The 18,055-nt window shown below is 62.9% G+C and carries 19 protein-coding genes; 9 read left to right on the plus strand and 10 right to left on the minus strand.

What is annotated here, in order from left to right; translation table 11 throughout:
* Positions 1-18: 18 nt before the first annotated feature.
* A complete protein-coding gene (locus J5Y21_RS07975) occupies positions 19-999 on the minus strand; it encodes a PAC2 family protein (RefSeq protein ID WP_210574250.1) in 981 nt (326 codons plus the stop codon).
* Between the two features lie 214 nt (positions 1,000-1,213).
* Here J5Y21_RS07975 and J5Y21_RS07980 point away from each other — a divergent pair, with 214 nt between their 5' ends.
* Positions 1,214-2,506, plus strand: coding sequence for a DUF4192 domain-containing protein (locus J5Y21_RS07980; protein ID WP_210574251.1), 1,293 nt, complete (start codon positions 1,214-1,216; stop codon positions 2,504-2,506).
* On the opposite strand, the gene galE is transcribed toward J5Y21_RS07980, so the two are convergent.
* From galE to J5Y21_RS08010, 6 genes are all read right to left on the minus strand, one after another.
* A complete protein-coding gene (gene galE / locus J5Y21_RS07985; protein ID WP_210574253.1) occupies positions 2,507-3,466 on the minus strand; it encodes a UDP-glucose 4-epimerase GalE in 960 nt (319 codons plus the stop codon).
* 51 nt (positions 3,467-3,517) lie between these two features.
* On the minus strand, positions 3,518-4,210 hold the full coding sequence (locus J5Y21_RS07990; protein ID WP_210574255.1) for a metal-dependent transcriptional regulator: 693 nt from the start codon (positions 4,208-4,210) through the stop codon (positions 3,518-3,520).
* Between the two features lie 100 nt (positions 4,211-4,310).
* Positions 4,311-5,306 (minus strand): sigma-70 family RNA polymerase sigma factor, encoded by a 996-nt coding sequence (locus J5Y21_RS07995; protein WP_210574257.1) that lies wholly within the window; start codon positions 5,304-5,306, stop codon positions 4,311-4,313.
* Positions 5,307-5,478: 172 nt separating this feature from the next.
* On the minus strand, positions 5,479-5,913 hold the full coding sequence (gene dtd / locus J5Y21_RS08000; RefSeq protein WP_210574259.1) for a D-aminoacyl-tRNA deacylase: 435 nt from the start codon (positions 5,911-5,913) through the stop codon (positions 5,479-5,481).
* A gap of 15 nt (positions 5,914-5,928) precedes the next feature.
* Positions 5,929-7,452 (minus strand): class I SAM-dependent methyltransferase, encoded by a 1,524-nt coding sequence (locus J5Y21_RS08005; protein ID WP_349236972.1) that lies wholly within the window; start codon positions 7,450-7,452, stop codon positions 5,929-5,931.
* 10 nt (positions 7,453-7,462) lie between these two features.
* Positions 7,463-7,903 carry a DUF3099 domain-containing protein gene (locus tag J5Y21_RS08010; protein WP_210574261.1) on the minus strand — a complete coding sequence of 147 codons (441 nt, stop codon included), beginning with the start codon at positions 7,901-7,903 and terminating at the stop codon, positions 7,463-7,465.
* A gap of 85 nt (positions 7,904-7,988) precedes the next feature.
* Between J5Y21_RS08010 and J5Y21_RS08015 the strand changes: the two genes are divergently transcribed.
* The 4 genes from J5Y21_RS08015 to J5Y21_RS08030 all read left to right on the plus strand — a co-directional run bounded on the left by J5Y21_RS08015 (position 7,989) and on the right by J5Y21_RS08030 (position 12,088).
* Positions 7,989-8,240 (plus strand): DUF3039 domain-containing protein, encoded by a 252-nt coding sequence (locus tag J5Y21_RS08015; RefSeq protein ID WP_210574285.1) that lies wholly within the window; start codon positions 7,989-7,991, stop codon positions 8,238-8,240.
* Positions 8,237-10,006 (plus strand): DEAD/DEAH box helicase, encoded by a 1,770-nt coding sequence (locus tag J5Y21_RS08020; protein ID WP_210574263.1) that lies wholly within the window; start codon positions 8,237-8,239, stop codon positions 10,004-10,006. Before J5Y21_RS08015 ends, J5Y21_RS08020 begins: the two co-directional genes overlap by 4 nt.
* Positions 10,007-10,019: 13 nt before the next feature.
* Positions 10,020-10,598 (plus strand): DUF4190 domain-containing protein, encoded by a 579-nt coding sequence (locus J5Y21_RS08025; protein ID WP_210574265.1) that lies wholly within the window; start codon positions 10,020-10,022, stop codon positions 10,596-10,598.
* Positions 10,599-11,131: 533 nt separating this feature from the next.
* Complete coding sequence (locus tag J5Y21_RS08030; protein WP_210574267.1) at positions 11,132-12,088, plus strand: hypothetical protein; 957 nt, start codon at positions 11,132-11,134, stop codon at positions 12,086-12,088.
* Between the two features lie 81 nt (positions 12,089-12,169).
* On the opposite strand, the gene J5Y21_RS08035 is transcribed toward J5Y21_RS08030, so the two are convergent.
* Together J5Y21_RS08035 and ppgK are read right to left on the minus strand one after the other, a co-directional pair.
* Positions 12,170-13,771 (minus strand): RNA polymerase sigma factor, encoded by a 1,602-nt coding sequence (locus J5Y21_RS08035; protein ID WP_210574269.1) that lies wholly within the window; start codon positions 13,769-13,771, stop codon positions 12,170-12,172.
* A gap of 271 nt (positions 13,772-14,042) precedes the next feature.
* Positions 14,043-14,852, minus strand: a complete 810-nt coding sequence (ppgK, locus tag J5Y21_RS08040; protein WP_210574270.1) for a polyphosphate--glucose phosphotransferase — start codon at positions 14,850-14,852, stop codon at positions 14,043-14,045.
* 224 nt (positions 14,853-15,076) lie between these two features.
* Between ppgK and J5Y21_RS08045 the strand changes: the two genes are divergently transcribed.
* Positions 15,077-15,370: a DUF4193 domain-containing protein gene (locus J5Y21_RS08045; protein WP_210574272.1), complete on the plus strand. Its 294-nt coding sequence runs from the start codon at positions 15,077-15,079 to the stop codon at positions 15,368-15,370.
* A 3-nt stretch (positions 15,371-15,373) separates the two neighbouring features.
* On the opposite strand, the gene J5Y21_RS08050 is transcribed toward J5Y21_RS08045, so the two are convergent.
* Positions 15,374-15,937, minus strand: coding sequence for a DUF3093 domain-containing protein (locus J5Y21_RS08050; RefSeq protein ID WP_349236973.1), 564 nt, complete (start codon positions 15,935-15,937; stop codon positions 15,374-15,376).
* 111 nt (positions 15,938-16,048) lie between these two features.
* On the opposite strand from J5Y21_RS08050, the gene dut reads away from it, so the two are divergent.
* The 3 genes from dut to J5Y21_RS08065 form a co-directional block, all read left to right on the plus strand.
* Positions 16,049-16,522, plus strand: a complete 474-nt coding sequence (gene dut, locus J5Y21_RS08055) for a dUTP diphosphatase (RefSeq protein WP_210574287.1) — start codon at positions 16,049-16,051, stop codon at positions 16,520-16,522.
* Positions 16,523-16,565: 43 nt separating this feature from the next.
* The gene (locus J5Y21_RS08060) at positions 16,566-17,537 is read left to right on the plus strand and encodes a DUF3710 domain-containing protein (protein WP_246875074.1); all 972 of its coding nucleotides are present in this window, start codon (positions 16,566-16,568) and stop codon (positions 17,535-17,537) included.
* A gap of 49 nt (positions 17,538-17,586) precedes the next feature.
* A partial coding sequence (locus tag J5Y21_RS08065) for a TRAM domain-containing protein (protein WP_210574274.1) occupies positions 17,587-18,055 on the plus strand: 469 nt, incomplete at its 3' end.

Genomic DNA, 18,055 nt, shown 5'->3' on the forward strand with positions numbered 1-18,055 from the left:
GGTACTAAAGGCGCGCGGCTACTCGTCGTCGTCCGGCATATCGATGTCGTCGCCCGGGCCGAGCGTCTTGTCGCGGTCGTCGATGGCCGCGAGGAAATTCTCGAACGCCGCGCCGATCTCCTCGCCGCTGGGCACCTGCGCCTCGCCCGGCATCATCTTCTGCGGATTCTTCTTGCGGTAGGATGCCATCTCCGAGTCGTAGTGCTGCTCGAGCTGGCCGACGACGTTGGCGATCTCCTCGGAATTATTCGTCTGCTCGGCGAGCTGCTGCGCGACGCGTTCCATGTCGCGCTCGATCGCGCCCAGCGGGAACTTCAAGTCCGACGTATCCGAAACGGATTGCAGCAACTGGTAGACAGCCTGCGGATACGGCGAAGACGCGACGTAATGCGGAACGTGCGCCGTGTAGCCCGCAACGCGGCGGCCGCGGGAGTGCAATTCGCGCTCGATCATCACGGCGGCGGCGCCTGGAACGGACACCATGCCGTCGAACGTGAACATCTTCCCGACGAGTTCGCGGTCGTTGCCGTGCGCGGACACGACGAGCGGACGCGTGTGCGGCGCACCCATCGGCGCGGAATACAGGCAAATGGTCTTGTCCACGTTGAAGCGGTCGGCGAGATCCGCCACCGATTTCGAGAACGCCTCCCAGCGCAGGTCGGGCTCTGGGCCGGACAGCAGCAGGAAGGACTCGCCCTTGGAATCGCGCAGCACGCGGATGTCTAGGTCGATGTCGTCGACGTCGCTGATCTCGTGCTGGCTCAGCGTCACCATGGGGCGGCGCGAGCGGTAGTCAATGAGCTCGTCGTTGTTGAACGTGGCGAGCGTGCGCGAATCGAGCGCGTCCTTCAGATGCCCGGCCGCGCCCTCGACGGCGTGCCCCGCGTCGGCGTAGCCCTGCATGGCCACGATGAGGGTGGGGCCAGAGGACGCGCCGTCTTCCACGGCGGGAGCCGGGTACTCCAGCTCGTACATGTGCCGCTGATCGTCTGACGTCATGTGTGTGACATCCTCCTTCTTGTGAACTAACACCCAGTACAACACCGTGGGTGTCAGGTTTCATTCCCACCTTACGGACCCCACGCGATAGGTGGTAACGCACATCCCGCATTGTCCGGGAAAGCACAGCTTCGCTTATCGACGCACCCCCGCCGCGCTCCCCAGTTCTGCTTTCCTGGGAACCGATCCGGGGGGTGGGGAAGTCCAATAGGGCATGACACATTCATTCTCAGGACAACAGAAACCGACAAACTCGAACAACCCGAATTTCGATCCGTGGACCGACGACATCGGTTCCGTGGACGACCCGGCGACCATCATCGCGACCATTCCCGGCACGCTCGGCTATTACCCGCAGGAATCCGTCGTCGTGATCGGTCTCGTCCCGGACGACGTGAAAGGTGGGGAGCTCATGCTGGGGCCGGTGATGAGGGCGGATCTCTCGCACGCCGGCCAGTTGGGCAGCTTCTTGGAGACGGCGCCGGTGGAGCGCTGCGTCGCCTTCCTCGGCGTCATGGTGACCAGGACGCCGCTCGGTGAACTCGCGACCAGTGCCGCCCACGGGCTGGAAGAGCTGACGCGTCCAGGCGGCGAACCGCTTATCGACGTATTGTGGCACGTCTCCGAAATCGCCCAGGGCACCCCGTACGAGATGGTCTTCGGGCCCGACCCGGAAGACATGAACCGGAACTGGCCCGACTTGAAATGGGACCGCGGCACGGTGGCGTCTGTGGTCAACTCGCCGGCGATGCGTGCGTGGCGCGACAACGGGATCCTTCCAGCGTTGAACCGTGCCGACACATTCGAGTACTTCGAGCAGGACTCTCACACGGGATGGGTGACGCTCGGCGGGGAAGACATTGAGGTCGCGGCGTTCATCCGGGAGGCGCGTTTGTGCGCCGATGCGCTGCGCCGCCAGATCGGCCGCGGCGCGTCCACCCCCGGCGAATACGTGCGGGAAGCAATGGCCGCGCTGCGCAACGCCCCGGCTCAGCCACTCATCGCTTCAGACGGACGACCGAGCCTGGACAGCGTTTTCTCAGACACCGACGATCTTTTCGCACTCGTGACGGTGTTGTCGCGCTCGATGCTGCGGGACTGCGTCATCGGCACCGCGGTGCGGTACCCCGAGCAATCAGCGGCGGCGCTGCTTGCCGTGGCCCGGACATTCGACGGTGTGATCCGTGCGAATGCGCTGAGCCTGTGGGCGATCGTCGCCATTAGCAAGGGCTTGTCTTCTTGGGCGTCGGCGGCGCTGGCGACCGCGCAGGAGGACATGCCCAGGCACTCCATGTCAGCGATCTGCCAAGAGATTCTCGCCGCCGGCCAGCAGCAGCACCTCGTCACCACGATTCTGCAAGGGTGCGAATTGGCGTGCGCGCACATCATCGGAAACGCCGCCGAAGGCGACGGCGACGAGTTCAACGATCTCGGCCGCGACGATGACGAAGCCGATGATTTCGACGATCCCGACGAGGAATACGGGGACCAGGCGGCCAGCGCGTAGCTAACGGGACTGGGTGTACTCCCACGCGTCCGCCACGATCTGGTCGAGGTCGGTGCGGGTGGGGGTCCACCCAAGTTCATCCTTCGCGCGCTGGGAGGACGCGATCAGTGTTGCTGGATCGCCAGCGCGCCGGGGAGCGATTTCTGCAGGAATGGGATGACCGGTGACGCGTCGGCACGCCTCGATGACTTCCTTGACGGAATAGCCGTCGCCGGAACCGAGATTGAAAATGCGGTGCTTGCCTGGCGTATTGGACTGCAGGGCGAGTAGGTGTGCGTCGGCGAGGTCGCGGATGTGGATGTAGTCGCGCACGCAGGTGCCGTCAGCGGTAGGCCAGTCGTCGCCGTACATGAAGATCTTCTCGCGTTTGCCCTGCGCCACCTGGAGCACCAACGGAATCAAGTGGGTCTCCGTCGCATGGTTCTCGCCGAGGCCGCCGTAAGCACCTGCCACGTTGAAGTAGCGCAAACTCGTTGCACCCAGCCCGAATGCGGCGGCATAGGAGGTGATGGCGTAGTCGATGGCCAGCTTTGTCGCGCCGTAGGCATTCGTCGGGGCAGTGGGAATGTCTTCGGTGATCGGGACACGCTCCGGTTCACCGTACGTCGCGGCGGTGGAGGAGAACACGAGGTTGGTCACGTCATGAGCGCGCATGGAGTTCAGCAATGCCAGCGTGGTGCCCACGTTGTCGCGCCAGTATTCGTCGGGCTTTTCCACGGACTCGCCGACTAGCGACCGGGCGGCGAAGTGGAGGACACCATCGACTGGGCTACCGGAAAGCACGTCGTCGATGACGTCGTTGATGTCGCCCTCGACGAGCGTGGCTCCCTCGGGCACGGCATCGCGGTTGCCGGTCGAAAAATTATCGACGATGGTGACCGAGTGGCCCTCTTCCAGCAGGACCTTCGAGCAGATGCTGCCGACGTAGCCGGCGCCGCCGGTGACGACGAGACGGGACATGAATTTCCCTCTTTCAGGGTTGGAGGCTAGTACGTTTAGTCAGCCTAGCTGCTACCCATGGACAGGGATGACGCGAAGCGCGTGCTCGAGGTCCGGTGCGAGGTTCACGCGGGAACCGGACTCGGTGACGAGCGCCAGTGAGCCATTATCGTTGCGCTCGAGAGTGACGTGTGCTCCGCGGGCGATGCCGAAGCGGCAGATCGACGAATAGTGCTCGGAGTCGAGCTGGAGGATTTCGTTGATCTGCACGATCTCCACGTGGACCGGCTCGGAGACCTCGAGATCGCTGGCGCGTACCCCGAGGTCTTCTTCCGGCGCCGCAGTGTAGCCAAGCTCGTCGAGAGCGGGAATGGGATTGCCGAATGGCGAGCGCGTCGGGTCGTCGAGCACCCGGAGCATTTGGCGTTCCACGTCCTCGCTCATGACGTGCTCCCAACGGCAGGCCTCGGCGTGAACTTGGCTCAAATCCAGATTCAGGACGTCGGTGAGCAAGCACTCGGCGAGGCGGTGCTTGCGCATGACGGAGGTGGCCAGTTCGCGGCCGCGTTCGGTCAGGGAAAGGGAACGGTCCGGTTCGACGACGATGAGGCCGTCGCGCTCCATGCGCGCCACCGTCTGGGAGACGGTGGGGCCGGACTGGTCCAGGCGCTCGGCGATGCGAGCGCGGAGCGGAATGATGCCTTCTTCCTCAAGCTCGTAGACCGTGCGCAGGTACATTTCGGTGGTGTCTACGAGATCTCTCACTTCAGACTTCCTTCAATCCTTACACACGGAGGCTTATGACTAGAGCACATAGTAACCCAGAACGCACCGCCGTTTGGGCGGTGCGTTCAGGGCAGAGGCTCTACTGCGCGTAGTCGCGCAGGCGGTCGGCGCGGTCGCCGACGCGCAGCTTGCTCATTACTTCGCGTTCGATCTGGCGGACGCGCTCGCGGGACAGGCCGAATTTGCGGCCGATCTGGTCGAGCGTGCGCGGCACACCGTCGTCGAGGCCGTAGCGCAGGCGGATGACATCCTGTTCGCGCTGCTCGAGTCCGCCGATGATGTCGTTGATGTCATCGTGGCGCAGCACGGAGACAACGGCGTCTTCAGCGTCTGCGGCCTCAGCGTCCTCAATGAAGTCGCCCAACGGGGCTTCCTCGTCGGCACCGACGGGCATGTCCAAGCTCACCGGGTCACGGGACTGACGCAGCAGCATTTCGATCTTGGATTCTTCGATGCCGGACTCTTCCGACAGCTCCTCATTCGTTGGTTCGCGGCCGAGGGACTGGTACATCTCGCGGCGGATGCGGGAGAGCTTATTGACCTGCTCGACCAGGTGGACTGGGAGGCGGATCGTGCGCGACTGGTCCGCCATGCCGCGGGTGATTGCCTGGCGGATCCACCAAGTGGCGTACGTGGAGAACTTGAAGCCCTTGGTGTAGTCGAATTTCTCCATCGCGCGGATGAGGCCGAGGTTGCCTTCCTGGATGAGATCCAGCAGCGGCATGCCGCGGCCGGTGTAGCGCTTGGCCAAGGAGACGACGAGGCGCAGGTTGGCTTCCAGGAGGTGGGAGCGGGCCTTGCGGCCTTCCTTCGCCAGAATCTTCAGGTCGCGGCGCTTGGCGCGGGTGAGTTCCACCTCAGGGTCGTCGAGGAGGTGCTGGGAGTACAGCCCGACTTCGATCTGTTGGGCGAGTTCGACTTCTTCCTCAGCGTTCAGCAATGCGGTCTTGCCGATGCCGTTGAGATAGACGCGCACGAGGTCGGCGGAAGGGTTGTCATTCGTCTGATTGCGCCGGCTTCCGCGGTCGACCTTTTCTTCATTGTCATCGACATGATCCACATTGGGCTGAGTCATGGATGAAAGCTCCTTCAAGTCTTGCGAATCTATCGTTCTAACGCCGGACAAGAGCAGATTGTTCCCGCGGTGAGACCCTGCCGCTTTTGCGTGCATTCGTGCAGCTCATCTGCGGGTCTGGTATGGGGAGCGGATGCGCGGTTGCCGTGATTGGGACTTTAGCAGGTTGCGTTTAGCTTTCAACAGTTACGGTAAACGGTCCGGAGTTGACCGACGCGACCTCCATCATTGCCCCGAAACGGCCTTCTTCGACGTGGATTCCGCGCTCGCGCAAACCGTCCGCGATCTTCGCGATGACAGGTTCGGCGACATCGCCCGGAGCGGCGTCGGACCATGACGGGCGGCGGCCTTTTTTGGTGCGTCCCATGAGAGTGAATTGGCTGACGAGGAGGACGGGTGCGCCTGCGTCCTCGGCGGATACTTCGCCGTCGAGAATGCGCAGTTCGGCGATTTTGCGCACCATGGTCTCCCAGGCGTCGTCAGCGTCGTCGTTGCCGACTCCGACGAGGGCGAGAATCCCGCCGGTGTCGGGGCAGTCGATGGCTCCGACGGTCTCACCGTCGACGGTGACGGAGGCCTGTGTGACACGGGTGAGCACGGCTTTCATTGGGGATCCTTTCGGCTAGCTGTTCAGGCTGATGAGGTCGGCGGGGAGGACGAAGCCGTGGCGGATCAGGTCGACGATGACTCCGGCGGCGTCGTGGGCGAGTGCTTCTTCGGCATCGTCGTCGAGTCCGTGGGAGGCGGCCCAGAGGGAGACGATGTCGCGCAGCGGCAGCCCGTCGGGGTTGAGTCCGGCGATGATCGCGGCGACCGCGTCGTCGATCTCGTGACTGAAACGGGGGCCGTCGGTACGCGTGATGCGTTTGACCTCGGGGGCAAATCCCATGCCGGTCTCGGCGTCGGCGAGGCTGACATCTTCGAGGGCGATGCCGGGACGCAGCGCATAGCGCGCATCGAGCACATCGCTTATCGACGTCTCCCGCAGCCACTCCATTCTCACGAAATACTCCTCGACCTCTGGGCCGAGCGGGTCTGTGAACGGTTGGGAAAGCGTTTCAGTCACGACTTCTGTGGGGGCGTTGCCGATCTTGCGGATGAAGATCCAGCCGAACCCGACGGCGCGAACGTCTTCTTCGCGGAAGTGGGCGAGCCACTGCCGGGTGCGGGCGATCCCGTTGGCGGAGCGGGGGTCGACGGACTCGTCCTTGAGCCATGTGGAGACGTATAGCGCGGGGTCCACGACATCGCGCTGCAGCACCCACGCGGAGACACCGGTGGAGGGGAACCAGCTCGCCACGCGCTGCTCCCACGACTGTTCGCTGGTGTGTACCCAGGAGCCCAGGATGAAAGCCGAACCGCTGTCTTCCAGGTAGTCGGGGGCAGAGGACGCAACGAGTTCGGTGGCACCGTCCAAGTCGAGGCCGGAATCGCGGTAGACGTGGCCGACCTCGGGCAGGCCCACGACAAAGGGCGGGTTGGCCACGATGCGGTCGAAACGCTCGCCTTCGACGGGCTCGAACCAGGAGCCGTGGCGCAGGTCCACATTGGTCGCCTCAGCGCCGGCCATCGTGGCATCGGCGAGAATAAGGGCGCGCTCATGGACATCCGTGGCCACCACGCGTTCAGCACAACCCGACTGCGCCAGAGCCTGCACACCGGAGCCGGTTCCTAAGTCGAGCACTGAGTCGACGGGAGTCAGCGGCGTGGCGGACAGCAACGACAAGCTCGCCGCACCGACACCGAGAACGTGGTCGGGGCCTGGCACGTGGTCGGTCATGGAGGCATCCAGGTCAGAGAAAATGAACCGGTCGCGCCCGGCAATGATGTGGGGCCGGATGTCCAATGCGATTTCCAGGTCGCCGGAGGGGGTAGGGGAGACCACGGCGGCGTCGATAAGCGAAAGAACGAGCCGTGCCGGAAGGAACTCGGAGAGCTGTTCCGCTGTCATCTTTTCGCGCACGAGGAAGAAGCGGACGAGGCCCGACAAGCGCGAATCATCGCACGCCTCTACAACCGCGCCGGGCTCCCCGCGGAAGAGCGCCTCCATGGCGTCGGGGCCGAGGTGCGCGGCGATGGAATCCGAGGTGAACCCGGCGGAAGTGAATTCGCGGATCAACTCGCCCGCGATGTCGGTGGGATGCACGGATAGCTCCTTAATCCTCGTGGTCGATCGTCTCTGGGGTGTTGTCTGTGTGCGCTCGTTCGGTGAGCTGCTGTTGGCGGGCGGCCGCGAGCTGTTGCTGGCGGGCGGCGGCGGGCTTGTATACGTTTCGCGAACGTTTATCGCGCACCTCGTTGCCGTCATTGGCCACCACCACCGAAATCCATGGCAGCGGAATCGAGATAGCGAAGAAAATGATCGCGAGCACCCAGTTATGCCACCACATCACTGCCGCGATGGACAGGAACACGAACGGCAAGCGCATGCCCTGCATGATCAGGTAAGCACGCTCGCGCGACCGCAGATTCTCCTGCGGCGAACGCTTCGCGGACGTGATCAACGCGGCCTTGCGACGGGAAAAGCGCTTGCCGGGCGAGCTCACCGCATCCCCGTCGACGACGGAAGGATCGTTGGGTCCGCCTGCTGTGCTCATGGCAACCAAGGGTAGACGTGCCGCGTGCACTTCCGCGAGCAGCCAGCAACACGGTTTTTAAACATGGTTCGGGCAATGAGGCATGATGGTGTGCGTGACGCAGACAACGACGAAGACGATTGAACGGCCCGATGTCCGCGAAGACACTTCGCAGGGCAATGACACCCCGGACTTCTTCCACTATGTGAAGAAGGACAAGATCGTGCACTCCGCCATCAGCGGTGACATGGTCGTCGCGTTGTGCGGTGAGACCTTCCCCGTGCGGAAGCAGGCCAAGCCCGACTCCCCGGTGTGCCCCGACTGCGAGCGCATTTACAAGGGGCTGCGCCGCAAGTGACATCCGCAGCACCGGGCAAAGGGCCGTCTCTGCGCCAATGGCAGCAGGAGGCCCTTGACCTTTTCACCGCCACGAAGCCGAAGGACTTCCTCGCCGTGGCTACGCCAGGCGCGGGTAAGACAACCTTCGCGTTGACGCTGGCGAGCACGCTGCACGCGGAGAAGACCGTCGAACGCATCATCGTCGTGGTGCCCACGGAACACCTGAAGGTCCAGTGGTCACAGGCCGCAGCGCGCTTCGGGCTGTCGCTCGACCCGGAGTTCACTAATTCGTCTGCGGTGAACCCGGCCTACGACGGCATCGTGGTCACCTACGCGCAGGTGGGCATGCACCCGTTCAAACACCACGCGGTGGCGTCGTCGCGCCGCACGCTGGTGATTTTGGATGAGATCCACCATGCCGGCGATGCCAAGAGCTGGGGCGACGGCGTGCGTGAGGCGTACAACGATGTCGATCACCGCCTCGCGCTGACAGGCACGCCGTTTCGTTCCGACGATTCCGCGATCCCATTCGTCACCTACGAAGAAGACGGCGAGGGGCATCTCGTGTCCCAGGCGGACTACACGTACGGCTACGCCGAAGCGCTTGCCGACGGTGTGGTGCGCCCCGTCGTCTTCCTCGCCTACAGCGGTGAGGCGCAGTGGAAGGACTCGGCGGGGGAGGAATACTCCGCACGGCTGGGCGAGCCGCTGGATGCGGCGCAGACAGCGCGCGCGTGGAAGACCGCGTTGGACCCGAAGGGCGATTGGATCGCCGCGGTGCTCCAGGCCGCGCAAACCCGTTTGACGAAGGTCCGCGGCCACATGCCGGACGCCGGCGGCCTCGTGATTGCCACGGACACCACGACGGCGCGCGCGTACGCGAAAATCCTGGAGACCATCAGCAGCACTCCCGTGACTGTGGTGCTTTCCGACGAACCGGGGTCGTCGAAACGCATTGCCGAGTTCTCCTCCTCCCAGGACGAATGGCTCGTGGCCGTCCGCATGGTCTCCGAGGGCGTCGACGTGCCGCGCCTGGCGGTAGGTGTGTACGCGACCTCGGCGTCGACGCCGCTGTTCTTTGCGCAGGCGATCGGCCGCTTCGTGCGTTCCCGCATGCCCGGCGAATCCGCTTCGATCTTCCTGCCGTCGGTGCCGGTCCTGCTGCGCCTCGCCGAAGAAATGGAAGTCTCCCGCGACCATGTGCTGGGCAAACCGCACCGCGAATCCGGTTGGTCCGACGAATTGCTGGAGCAGGCCAACCAGAAGCGAAGCGAGCCCGATGAGGCTTCGAAATACGAATCCATTGGTGCCTCAGCGGAGCTCGATTCCCTCATCTTCGACGGTTCCACCTACGGCACTCCGACGATGACCGGAACCGACGAGGAACAAGACTTCCTCGGCCTGCCCGGCCTCCTCGACGCTGAACAGGTGAAGACGCTTCTGCGCAAACGCCAATCCGAGCAGCTCGACGCCCGCGAGGCAGAGGAGAAAGCGCGCCGGGCCAAAGAAGCCGCCGCCGCGAAAGAGCGGGAAGCGCGTCCACCGGCCTCACCGGAGAAACCCGTCGGGGCAGCTAGCGCCACGGGTGGTAGCGGTGTCGCGTCGGAGGACATTCCCGCGCTCCGGCAAGAGTTGAACACGCGCGTGTCCATCATGGCCTCGCGCACCGGCCGCCCACACGGTGCGATCCACACCGAGGTGCGCAAAGCCTGCGGCGGTCCGCCTACCGCACTGTGCTCCGCCGATCAGCTCAGGGAAAGAATCAGGTACCTACAGCAGTGGTAAAGTCGGCCACACCATGGTGCACCCGAATCCTTACGGCGCTGGTTACCCGCGCAGCCCGCGGGATCCACTGAACGAACCTTACGGCGGCTACTCCCACGAGCGTGCCGGACAGTTCGACGGCTACGGCCAGCCTTTTGAACAGGGCCCTGTTGACGCGTACGGGCGTTACAACCCCCACGGCCCGAATTCATACCTTCCTTCGGGCTACGCGGACCACTACAACGGGCAGCCCCGCAGCAATGGTTTCGCCATCGCGTCTCTGGTCATCGGCATCGCCACGATTCTCACCTCGTGGTGGTTCATCATCCTCGGTTCAATTTCCGCGATCGCCGGAATCATATTTGGCGCCATCGGGATCAGCCAGAAACGCCGGGGTCTGCGCCGCGGCGGACTCATACCCGCCATCATCGGCATCGTCCTCAATGTGTGCGCGCTCATCGTCTCCATCCTCATTGCCGTGATTCTCATCTCCATGCTTTACGACGAACCGGGCAGCTACACCGACTTCGACGATCCAGCCCCCATCGGCCCGGACGAGTTCAACGAACAGATCGAAAAGCACCCCGACGGCCGGTTCACCGAAAGCACTTAGCTCGGATTATTCGCCTTCTGTTGACGCGCTACCGTAGAAAAACCCGCCGAGAGAATTCCGCTATTTCCAGGTAATGTCTCTGTGGTCACAACCGTTTTTCAGTCCACGGACGACTGCGCCGGTGGCGTGTTGCGGAAAGAGGAGAAGTGCAGGGCACAGAAGGTAGGCCGAACGGAAACGATGCCGGCAATGTCCCGCCGACTCCTCCCGGCTTCTCCCGCGGGCCGGGTGCCGGGTTCCCGCAGGGTCCGACCTCGATGCCGCCGGGCGGCGGCATCTATTACGGCCAGCCAACCCCATACTCCCCTGGGGACCGTCCAACAGCCCCGTACCCGCTTTACCAGTCGCCGCAGCAACAGCCGGTCGCTTCTGATGAGACGCACCAGGTGCAGCAACCGACGAACCACGCAGTAGAACCCGGGGTCCAGGACACCCCGGGCCAACCGAATTCTTTCCCGCCCCAGAATCCGAATGTCCCTCCTGGCCCTCCAACGGCACCGCAGCGACCCAAGAAACCTAGTGTCCTTCTTCCTGTGCTCTCTATCGTTCTGCTTGTCGCGGTGATCGGCGGGGCAGTGGTTTGGATTCAGCGGGACAAAGTCTCAGAAATCGACCAGCGTGCCGTCGACCACACATTCGTGGACGGCAAAATGGCGACCTGCGAGCTCGGAGACGAGTTTTATGATTCTGTCGCTTGGAAAGATGTGTACCAGCCGAACTTGTCAGATGATTACTGTTCCGGATGGTTTGAAACGGCCGAAGGCGATATCGCCGTCGAACTCCATCTCGACGAAGAACCGAAGGAAGGCAGAGCCCTTTCGTATTTCGTCTCCGGATGGGATGAGACGAAATCGGACGATTCGAACGACCCGTGGTGCATGATGAATACCGACCGTCCTGGGTTGGAAGACCTTCAATTGACTGTTGCGGCATCGTGCGAACCGTTGTACCCGATTGCAAGCAAACTATCGGATCTGTCCGATATCGCGGCGGGAGAAGCACCCAGCAACGACGATGATGTGCCGGTCGATACAACGGTCAGCGTTGCGGGGCAGAACTACACCCATTTGCTCGCGAGAGCGGGGGCTCTGGGGGACGGGGGATCCATTGAGTCGTTGCAACTGGAGCAGGCCAAGTTGGCGCTCACAGACGTGGACGTCAGTCCGTTCGGGGAAAGCAAACTCGACGGCGAAGACAGTGAAATCTGCGTTGATGCAACTCTCAACATAGGCAGGTACAAGTATTCGCACAACCGGATTTTCGACGTTCCTGGCATCGCTGTCATGAATCCGGCTGGACAAGTGTTCTGGTTGGAATGGGAAGAAAAACGTGAATATGTCGAGGAATATGAAGACATCGATCTTTCCTACTGTGGCGAGCACACCGGCCATTTCCGCGATGCGACGTATTTGCTCCTCGGCTACGACCCGGTCAACCACGAATTCGACCCAGTCTGGAAATTCGATCTCAACGGTGAAGAGGGGATCTAATAGCGGGAGGTAGAAAAGCCCGTAGGTCCCCGGCATGTGAGAAGCCTGGGCCTACGGGCTTTCGCGTCGAGAGCGCGTTGACTAGTCGAGGTAGTCGCGCAGCACCTGAGAACGCGAGGGGTGGCGCAGCTTCGACATCGTCTTGGACTCGATCTGGCGGATGCGCTCGCGGGTCACGCCGTAGACCTGGCCGATCTCGTCGAGGGTGCGAGGCATGCCGTCGGTAAGCCCGAAGCGCAGGCGCACAACGCCGGCCTCGCGCTCGGAGAGCGTGTGGAGCACGTCCTGGAGCTGGTCCTGCAGCAGGGTGAAGGACACGGCGTCCACCGCGACGACAGCCTCAGAATCCTCAATGAAGTCGCCGAGCTGGCTGTCGCCCTCATCGCCGATGGTCTGGTCCAAAGAGATCGGCTCACGCGCGTACTGCTGGATCTCGAGCACCTTCTCCTCGGTGATGTCCATTTCCTTCGCCAGCTCCTGCGGAGTCGGCTCGCGGCCGAGGTCCTGCAGAAGCTCACGCTGGATGCGGCCGAGCTTGTTGATGACCTCGACCATGTGCACCGGAATACGAATGGTGCGGGCCTGGTCAGCCATCGCGCGGGTGATCGCCTGACGGATCCACCACGTGGCGTAGGTGGAGAACTTGTAGCCCTTGGAGTAGTCGAACTTCTCCACGGCGCGAATGAGACCGAGGTTGCCTTCCTGAATCAGGTCCAAGAAGGCCATGCCGCGGCCGGTGTAGCGCTTCGCCAGGGAGACCACGAGACGAAGGTTTGCCTCCAGCAGGTGGTTCTTCGCCTTGCGGCCGTCGCGGGCGACGGCGCGCAGGTCGCGCTTCATAGCCGGGCTGAGCTTGGCGTCCTTGTCGCCTTCGTCGGCGGCGCGCTTCATCTCGTCCAGGCGGTACTGAGCGTACAGACCTGCCTCGATGCGCTTGGCCAGGGACACCTCCTGCTCAGCGTCGAGCAGGGCGACCTTACCGATCTGTTTGAGGTAGGCACGAACGGAGTCGGCGGACGCAGTCAGCTGCGCATCCTTGCGCGCCTGGCGCAGGGCAGCGGATTCCTCGATATCCCAGACAGACGGCGCGGCAGAGTCGTCATCGTCATCATCGTCGCTGCTAGCCGGGGCCTTCTTAGAACCGTCTTCTTCGCCGAGCTCGGGCACGACATCCTCGGAGTCGTCTTCCTCGTCCTCGTCTTCGATGGCAGCGTCGACAACCTCTTCGTCATCGAGGTCGTCCTCGAATTCCTCGTCGCCGAGGTTGTCTTCGTCGAGATCGTCGTCCATGTCGTCATCGAGATCAGCGCCGTCGATATCCGCATCGAGCATGTCGTCGTCGAGATCGTCGTCGTCTTCAGCGCTCTCGTCGAACTCGGCGGACTCGTCCGGGGCCTCGACCTTCGCCGCGGCAGACTTGCGCACAGTCTTCTTGGCGGCAGACTTCCTCACCGTCTTCTTGGTGGTTTTCTTGGTTGTCTTCTTCGCGGTCTTTTTCGCCGTTTTCTTGGCGGTCTTCTTAGCAGTCTTCTTCGCTGCCTTCTTCACTGCTTTCTTGGCAGTTTTCTTCGCCGTCGTCTTTTTAGCGGCGGTCTTGCGGGCAGGCGAAGTGGCGCCGGTGTCCCCGGATGCGTCAGCGCTGTTCTCAGGGCTCTGGTTTTTAGATGGGGTGCTCGCTGCCACGTACGACCTTTCATGAGCTCGCCGCTTCTCTTCGTTGGTGCGTCACCACAATACGGGACTGCGGTGGCGGCAGTATCAACGCGGAGAGGCGGAGTCTATTCCTGCGTCCATGTGTTACGGCGCGGTACAAGCCCTGGCAGAAATGTCATCTGCCAGCACTGGAACCGCTAAGTTATTGAACAACCCTACAGCATACGCACGCACACTCAGTGAGCGCCACCTTGTGAAAGTCATTAATTTCAGTGTGCGGTGGAGCTTTGGGGTGAGGAAGTTACGGAGTGATGTCCTTCCACACGGCCATCGCGGCACCGACGATTCCGGCACGGTTGCGGAGCGTGGCCGGAATGACGGGAGTGTCGATGGTGAGCAGTGGCACCCATTTGTCTGCCTTGCGGGAGATCCCGCCGCCGACGACGAAAGCGGACGGATTGAACAGTCGCGCGTACTCGGCCAGAACACGGTCCACGCGCTTGGCCCACTTCTTGTAGCTCAGCTCTTCGCGGTCACGCACTGCGGAGGAGGCTTGGTGCTCGGCCTCCTTGTCGTCGACCATCATGTGCCCCAGCTCTGTGTTGGGGAAGAGCTCGCCGTTCATGAGGAATGCAGAGCCGATGCCTGTGCCGAAGGTGAGGAACATGACGGCACCGGTCCGGGCGGCTTCATCGCCGAAGGCGACTTCGGCCAAGCCGGCTGCATCAGCGTCGTTAAGCACTGCGAGCTCGCGGCCCGGTAGGTGGCGTGCGAAAAGATCGTGGACGTTGGTGCCGATCCACGAGTCGTCGATATTGGCGGCGGTGCGTGCGATCTGGTTGGTGACCACCGATGGCAGGCAGATGCCCACGGGGCCGTCCCAACCGAGCTGGCGCACGATCTCCGCCGTCGTCTCAGCGACAGCGTCAGGGGTGGCTGGCTGCGGGGTCTGAATTTTGACGCGGTCGCTGACGAATTCACCGGTCGTCATATCCACGATGGCGCCTTTGACACCAGAGCCGCCGATGTCAATTCCGCAGCAGTGCGCGTGCGGTGTTTCTTTCGCAGCGTGCGCGTTGTTTTCGTTGGTTTCAGCCACCCCAGTGTTCATGGTTGCTGATTCTAGTCATCCCGCCGATATGAGTGCGGTGCGGTCCTGCGGGAGGTGGCATGTGCGACACGCCGGAGACGCAATGCGCGGGAGAAACATGACAGACGGGACACGTTGATTTAGTATCGCCTCGAAAGAAGGCAGTAAAGGCCGTCAGCGGGTGGTATTCCACCCAGTAAAGCGCGGTTGATGCTGCGACGATGTATGGCAAAGGAGACCCACTAGTGGCCACCGATTACGACGCGCCCCGCCGACGACTCGACGATGAGATTGAGACCGATTCGCTCGAGGGGCTCAAGGCCGAGGAAGTCGCCGGCAGCAGCATGGACGACGACGGCGAAGTCGTCGACGCCTTCGACCCGCCCCAGGTGGATCTGACCGGCGAGGAGCTCAACGTCTCCGTCGTGCCGAAGCAGCAGAACGAGTTCACCTGCGCGTCCTGCTTCCTAGTGCAGAAGAACAACCGTCTGGGCCACACGGAGTCCGACGGTTCGAAGATCTGCCTGGATTGCGAGTAGTTTCTAGCCCTTCTGCAGCGGGGCGATTGCTTGTTCCGCTTGCGCAGGGACGAACGCCCGGAGAAGTTTCTCCGGGTTCTTCGACGACACGAGCCAGTACGGAGTGGGGTCCTCCGGATCGTCGAGCACGAAGAGGGCGAGCTCCTTAACCCACGCATGGTGGATGAGATATGCGGCCGGGTCGAGCTGACGCCCGAGCGCGTTCTGTTTCGCAGACTTGGGCACAGCAAGAGAACGCTTAACGACGTTGTCTGGCAGGTTCGCGTCTCCCACCACCAGCCAGCGGGTCCCATCGCTATCCTTCTCCACCTTCACCACGGTGGAGGACAGGTGGAGCAGGAACCACACGATCACCGCGGCGACGAGAACAAAGGTGATGGCGAACCACCAGAAGCCACGGTTATTACCCATTTGGGCGCCGAGCAATGCGGCGAACGCGATGCCGATGATCCACCACCACGCGGGCACCCACTGGCGTTCTGAATAAAGCACCTCCGGGGAACCGGAAGTAGTCTGCGATGCTCCGGCGGGGTTGCTGGTCACATTCTCTTTGGCGTTGTCCGTCACGCCTTCCATGTTAAGCAGCACGGGGACAATCCTTGAATCGCTCGCCGTGATACTGCGCCACGGCGAGAGCATGGAGCGGTCACGTAGTCTGGGGCCGTGACCAACCACGCGATGAATCATGCGAATGAAAGCGCCGCCGGTGGGGGAATTGGCCCCATCCCGTTGAAGCGGCTCGACCCCGAGCTGCCTGTGCCCAAGCGCGCGCACCGCGGCGATGCCGGTGTGGACCTGCACTCCGCTGAAGATCTCACGATCGCGCCGGGGGAGCGCGTTTTAGTAAAGACAGGGATCGCGTTGGCGCTGCCGCTGGGCACCGTCGGCTTGATCCACCCGCGCTCAGGCCTAGCGGCGAAGCACGGGATCACGATCGTGAACGCGCCGGGCACCGTGGATGCGGACTACCGTGGCGAGCTGATGGTGTGTCTGCTCAACACGGACAAGGACACGCCATTCGAGATCACCCGGGGCATGCGTATCGCACAGCTCGTTGTTCAGCGGGTGGAACTCCCGGATTTCGTCGAGGTCGACGAGCTTGACGAGACGGTCCGCGGCGCCGGCGGGTACGGTTCAACCGGCGTGAACTGATCGATTACAACAAGCACAACTAGCACAAGGAGATCGCAGCACCATGGGTTTTTGGCCGTTTGGCAAGAATAAGAAGAAGGCAGCTGACGCTGCTGAAAAGCTCACTGCAGACGCTAAGGACGCAGAGCAGTCGAGCAACCCGAGCTCCGAGTACACCGTTACAGACCTGCAGGAGGGCGCGAGCTCCAAAAAGGCAGAGAAGCCGAGCAACCCGAGCTCCGAGTACACCATTACGGACCTGCAGGAAGGCGCGAGCTCCAAGGAGTCTGAGGAGGAGTCTTCCGAGGCGGACGAATCGGAGAATGAACCCGAGCCCAAGCTCGTAACCGCTGCGGCGGACAAGGCAGGGGATGCGGACCACGTTCAGCCCCAGACCCAGGCTTACGCGGGGCCGGTCACAATCGAGCACGACGCCATCGGCGGCGACACGGGTCCATTCGACGGCGACAGCGTGGACATCAAGGATTTCGACTTCAGTGATTTCGCTGAAGGCATCCTGAATTTGGGATCGATCCAGCTGCCGCTGCCGAAGGGCTCTCAGGTGCAGGTGGAGATGGGCGAGCAGGGGCCGCGCATGCTCCACGTCGTGACCGAATTCGGGCGCGTCACTCCGGTCGCATTCGCTGCGCCGAATTCCGGCGGTATGTGGGAAGAGTCGAGCGACGAGATCATCGAGGGGATGCAGGGTGAGGGAATGCCCGCCACCTTCGAGGAAGGACCGTGGGGCCGCGAGGTCGTGGGTCGCGGAGACAACGGTGTCATCCGCATCGTCGGTGTGGAAGGCCCGCGCTGGCTCTACCGTGTCACGCTCGCGGCACCGCACGGCAAGGAAGATCAGCTGGCTGAGCTGGCGCACGAGATCATTGCCCGCTCCTTTATCTACCGCGGCAGCTCCCCGGTGCTGGCCGGCAACTCCCTACCGGTTGAGCTGCCCGCGCAGCTTGCCGCGCAGTTGCAGCAGGCAATGGCGCAGCAACAGCAACAGCAGCAGAACCAGAATCCAGACCAGAATTAGAGCAGAACTAGACCGGAACTGAACCAGAACTAGATCAAGCACTCGAGACATGGACGACCGACCCACCACGCATTCACCAGCACTGAGCGTGGGTGACACTCTCACGCTCACACCGACGACGATGGCCCACGGCGGGGAGGCGATCGCGCACGCGCCGGACGGGCGGGTCGTCTTTGTCGCCGGAGCGATTCCGGGCGACACCGCATCGGTGGCGTTGACCAAGGTGAAAAAGAACTGGGCGCGTGGGGAAGCACAGGTCATCGACACCCCGTCGCCGGACCGCGTGGACCCGGCCTGCCCTGCTGCGGAAGCGGGCGCCGGGTGCTGCGACTACTCCCACATCACGCCGACCGCGCAGGAGAGGCTCAAACGCGAAATCCTCGTCGGGCAGCTGGACAAATTCGCGCGCCCGAGCGGTGTTCTCACCGGCTTCGACCTCGCCATCGATCTCGAACAGGACACACTCGCGCCGCTGACCGGCTGGCGCACGCGTGTCCGCCTCGGCGTGGGCCCGGATG

This window comes from Corynebacterium sp. Marseille-P3884 (assembly GCF_017942225.1).
Taxonomy (GTDB): domain Bacteria; phylum Actinomycetota; class Actinomycetes; order Mycobacteriales; family Mycobacteriaceae; genus Corynebacterium.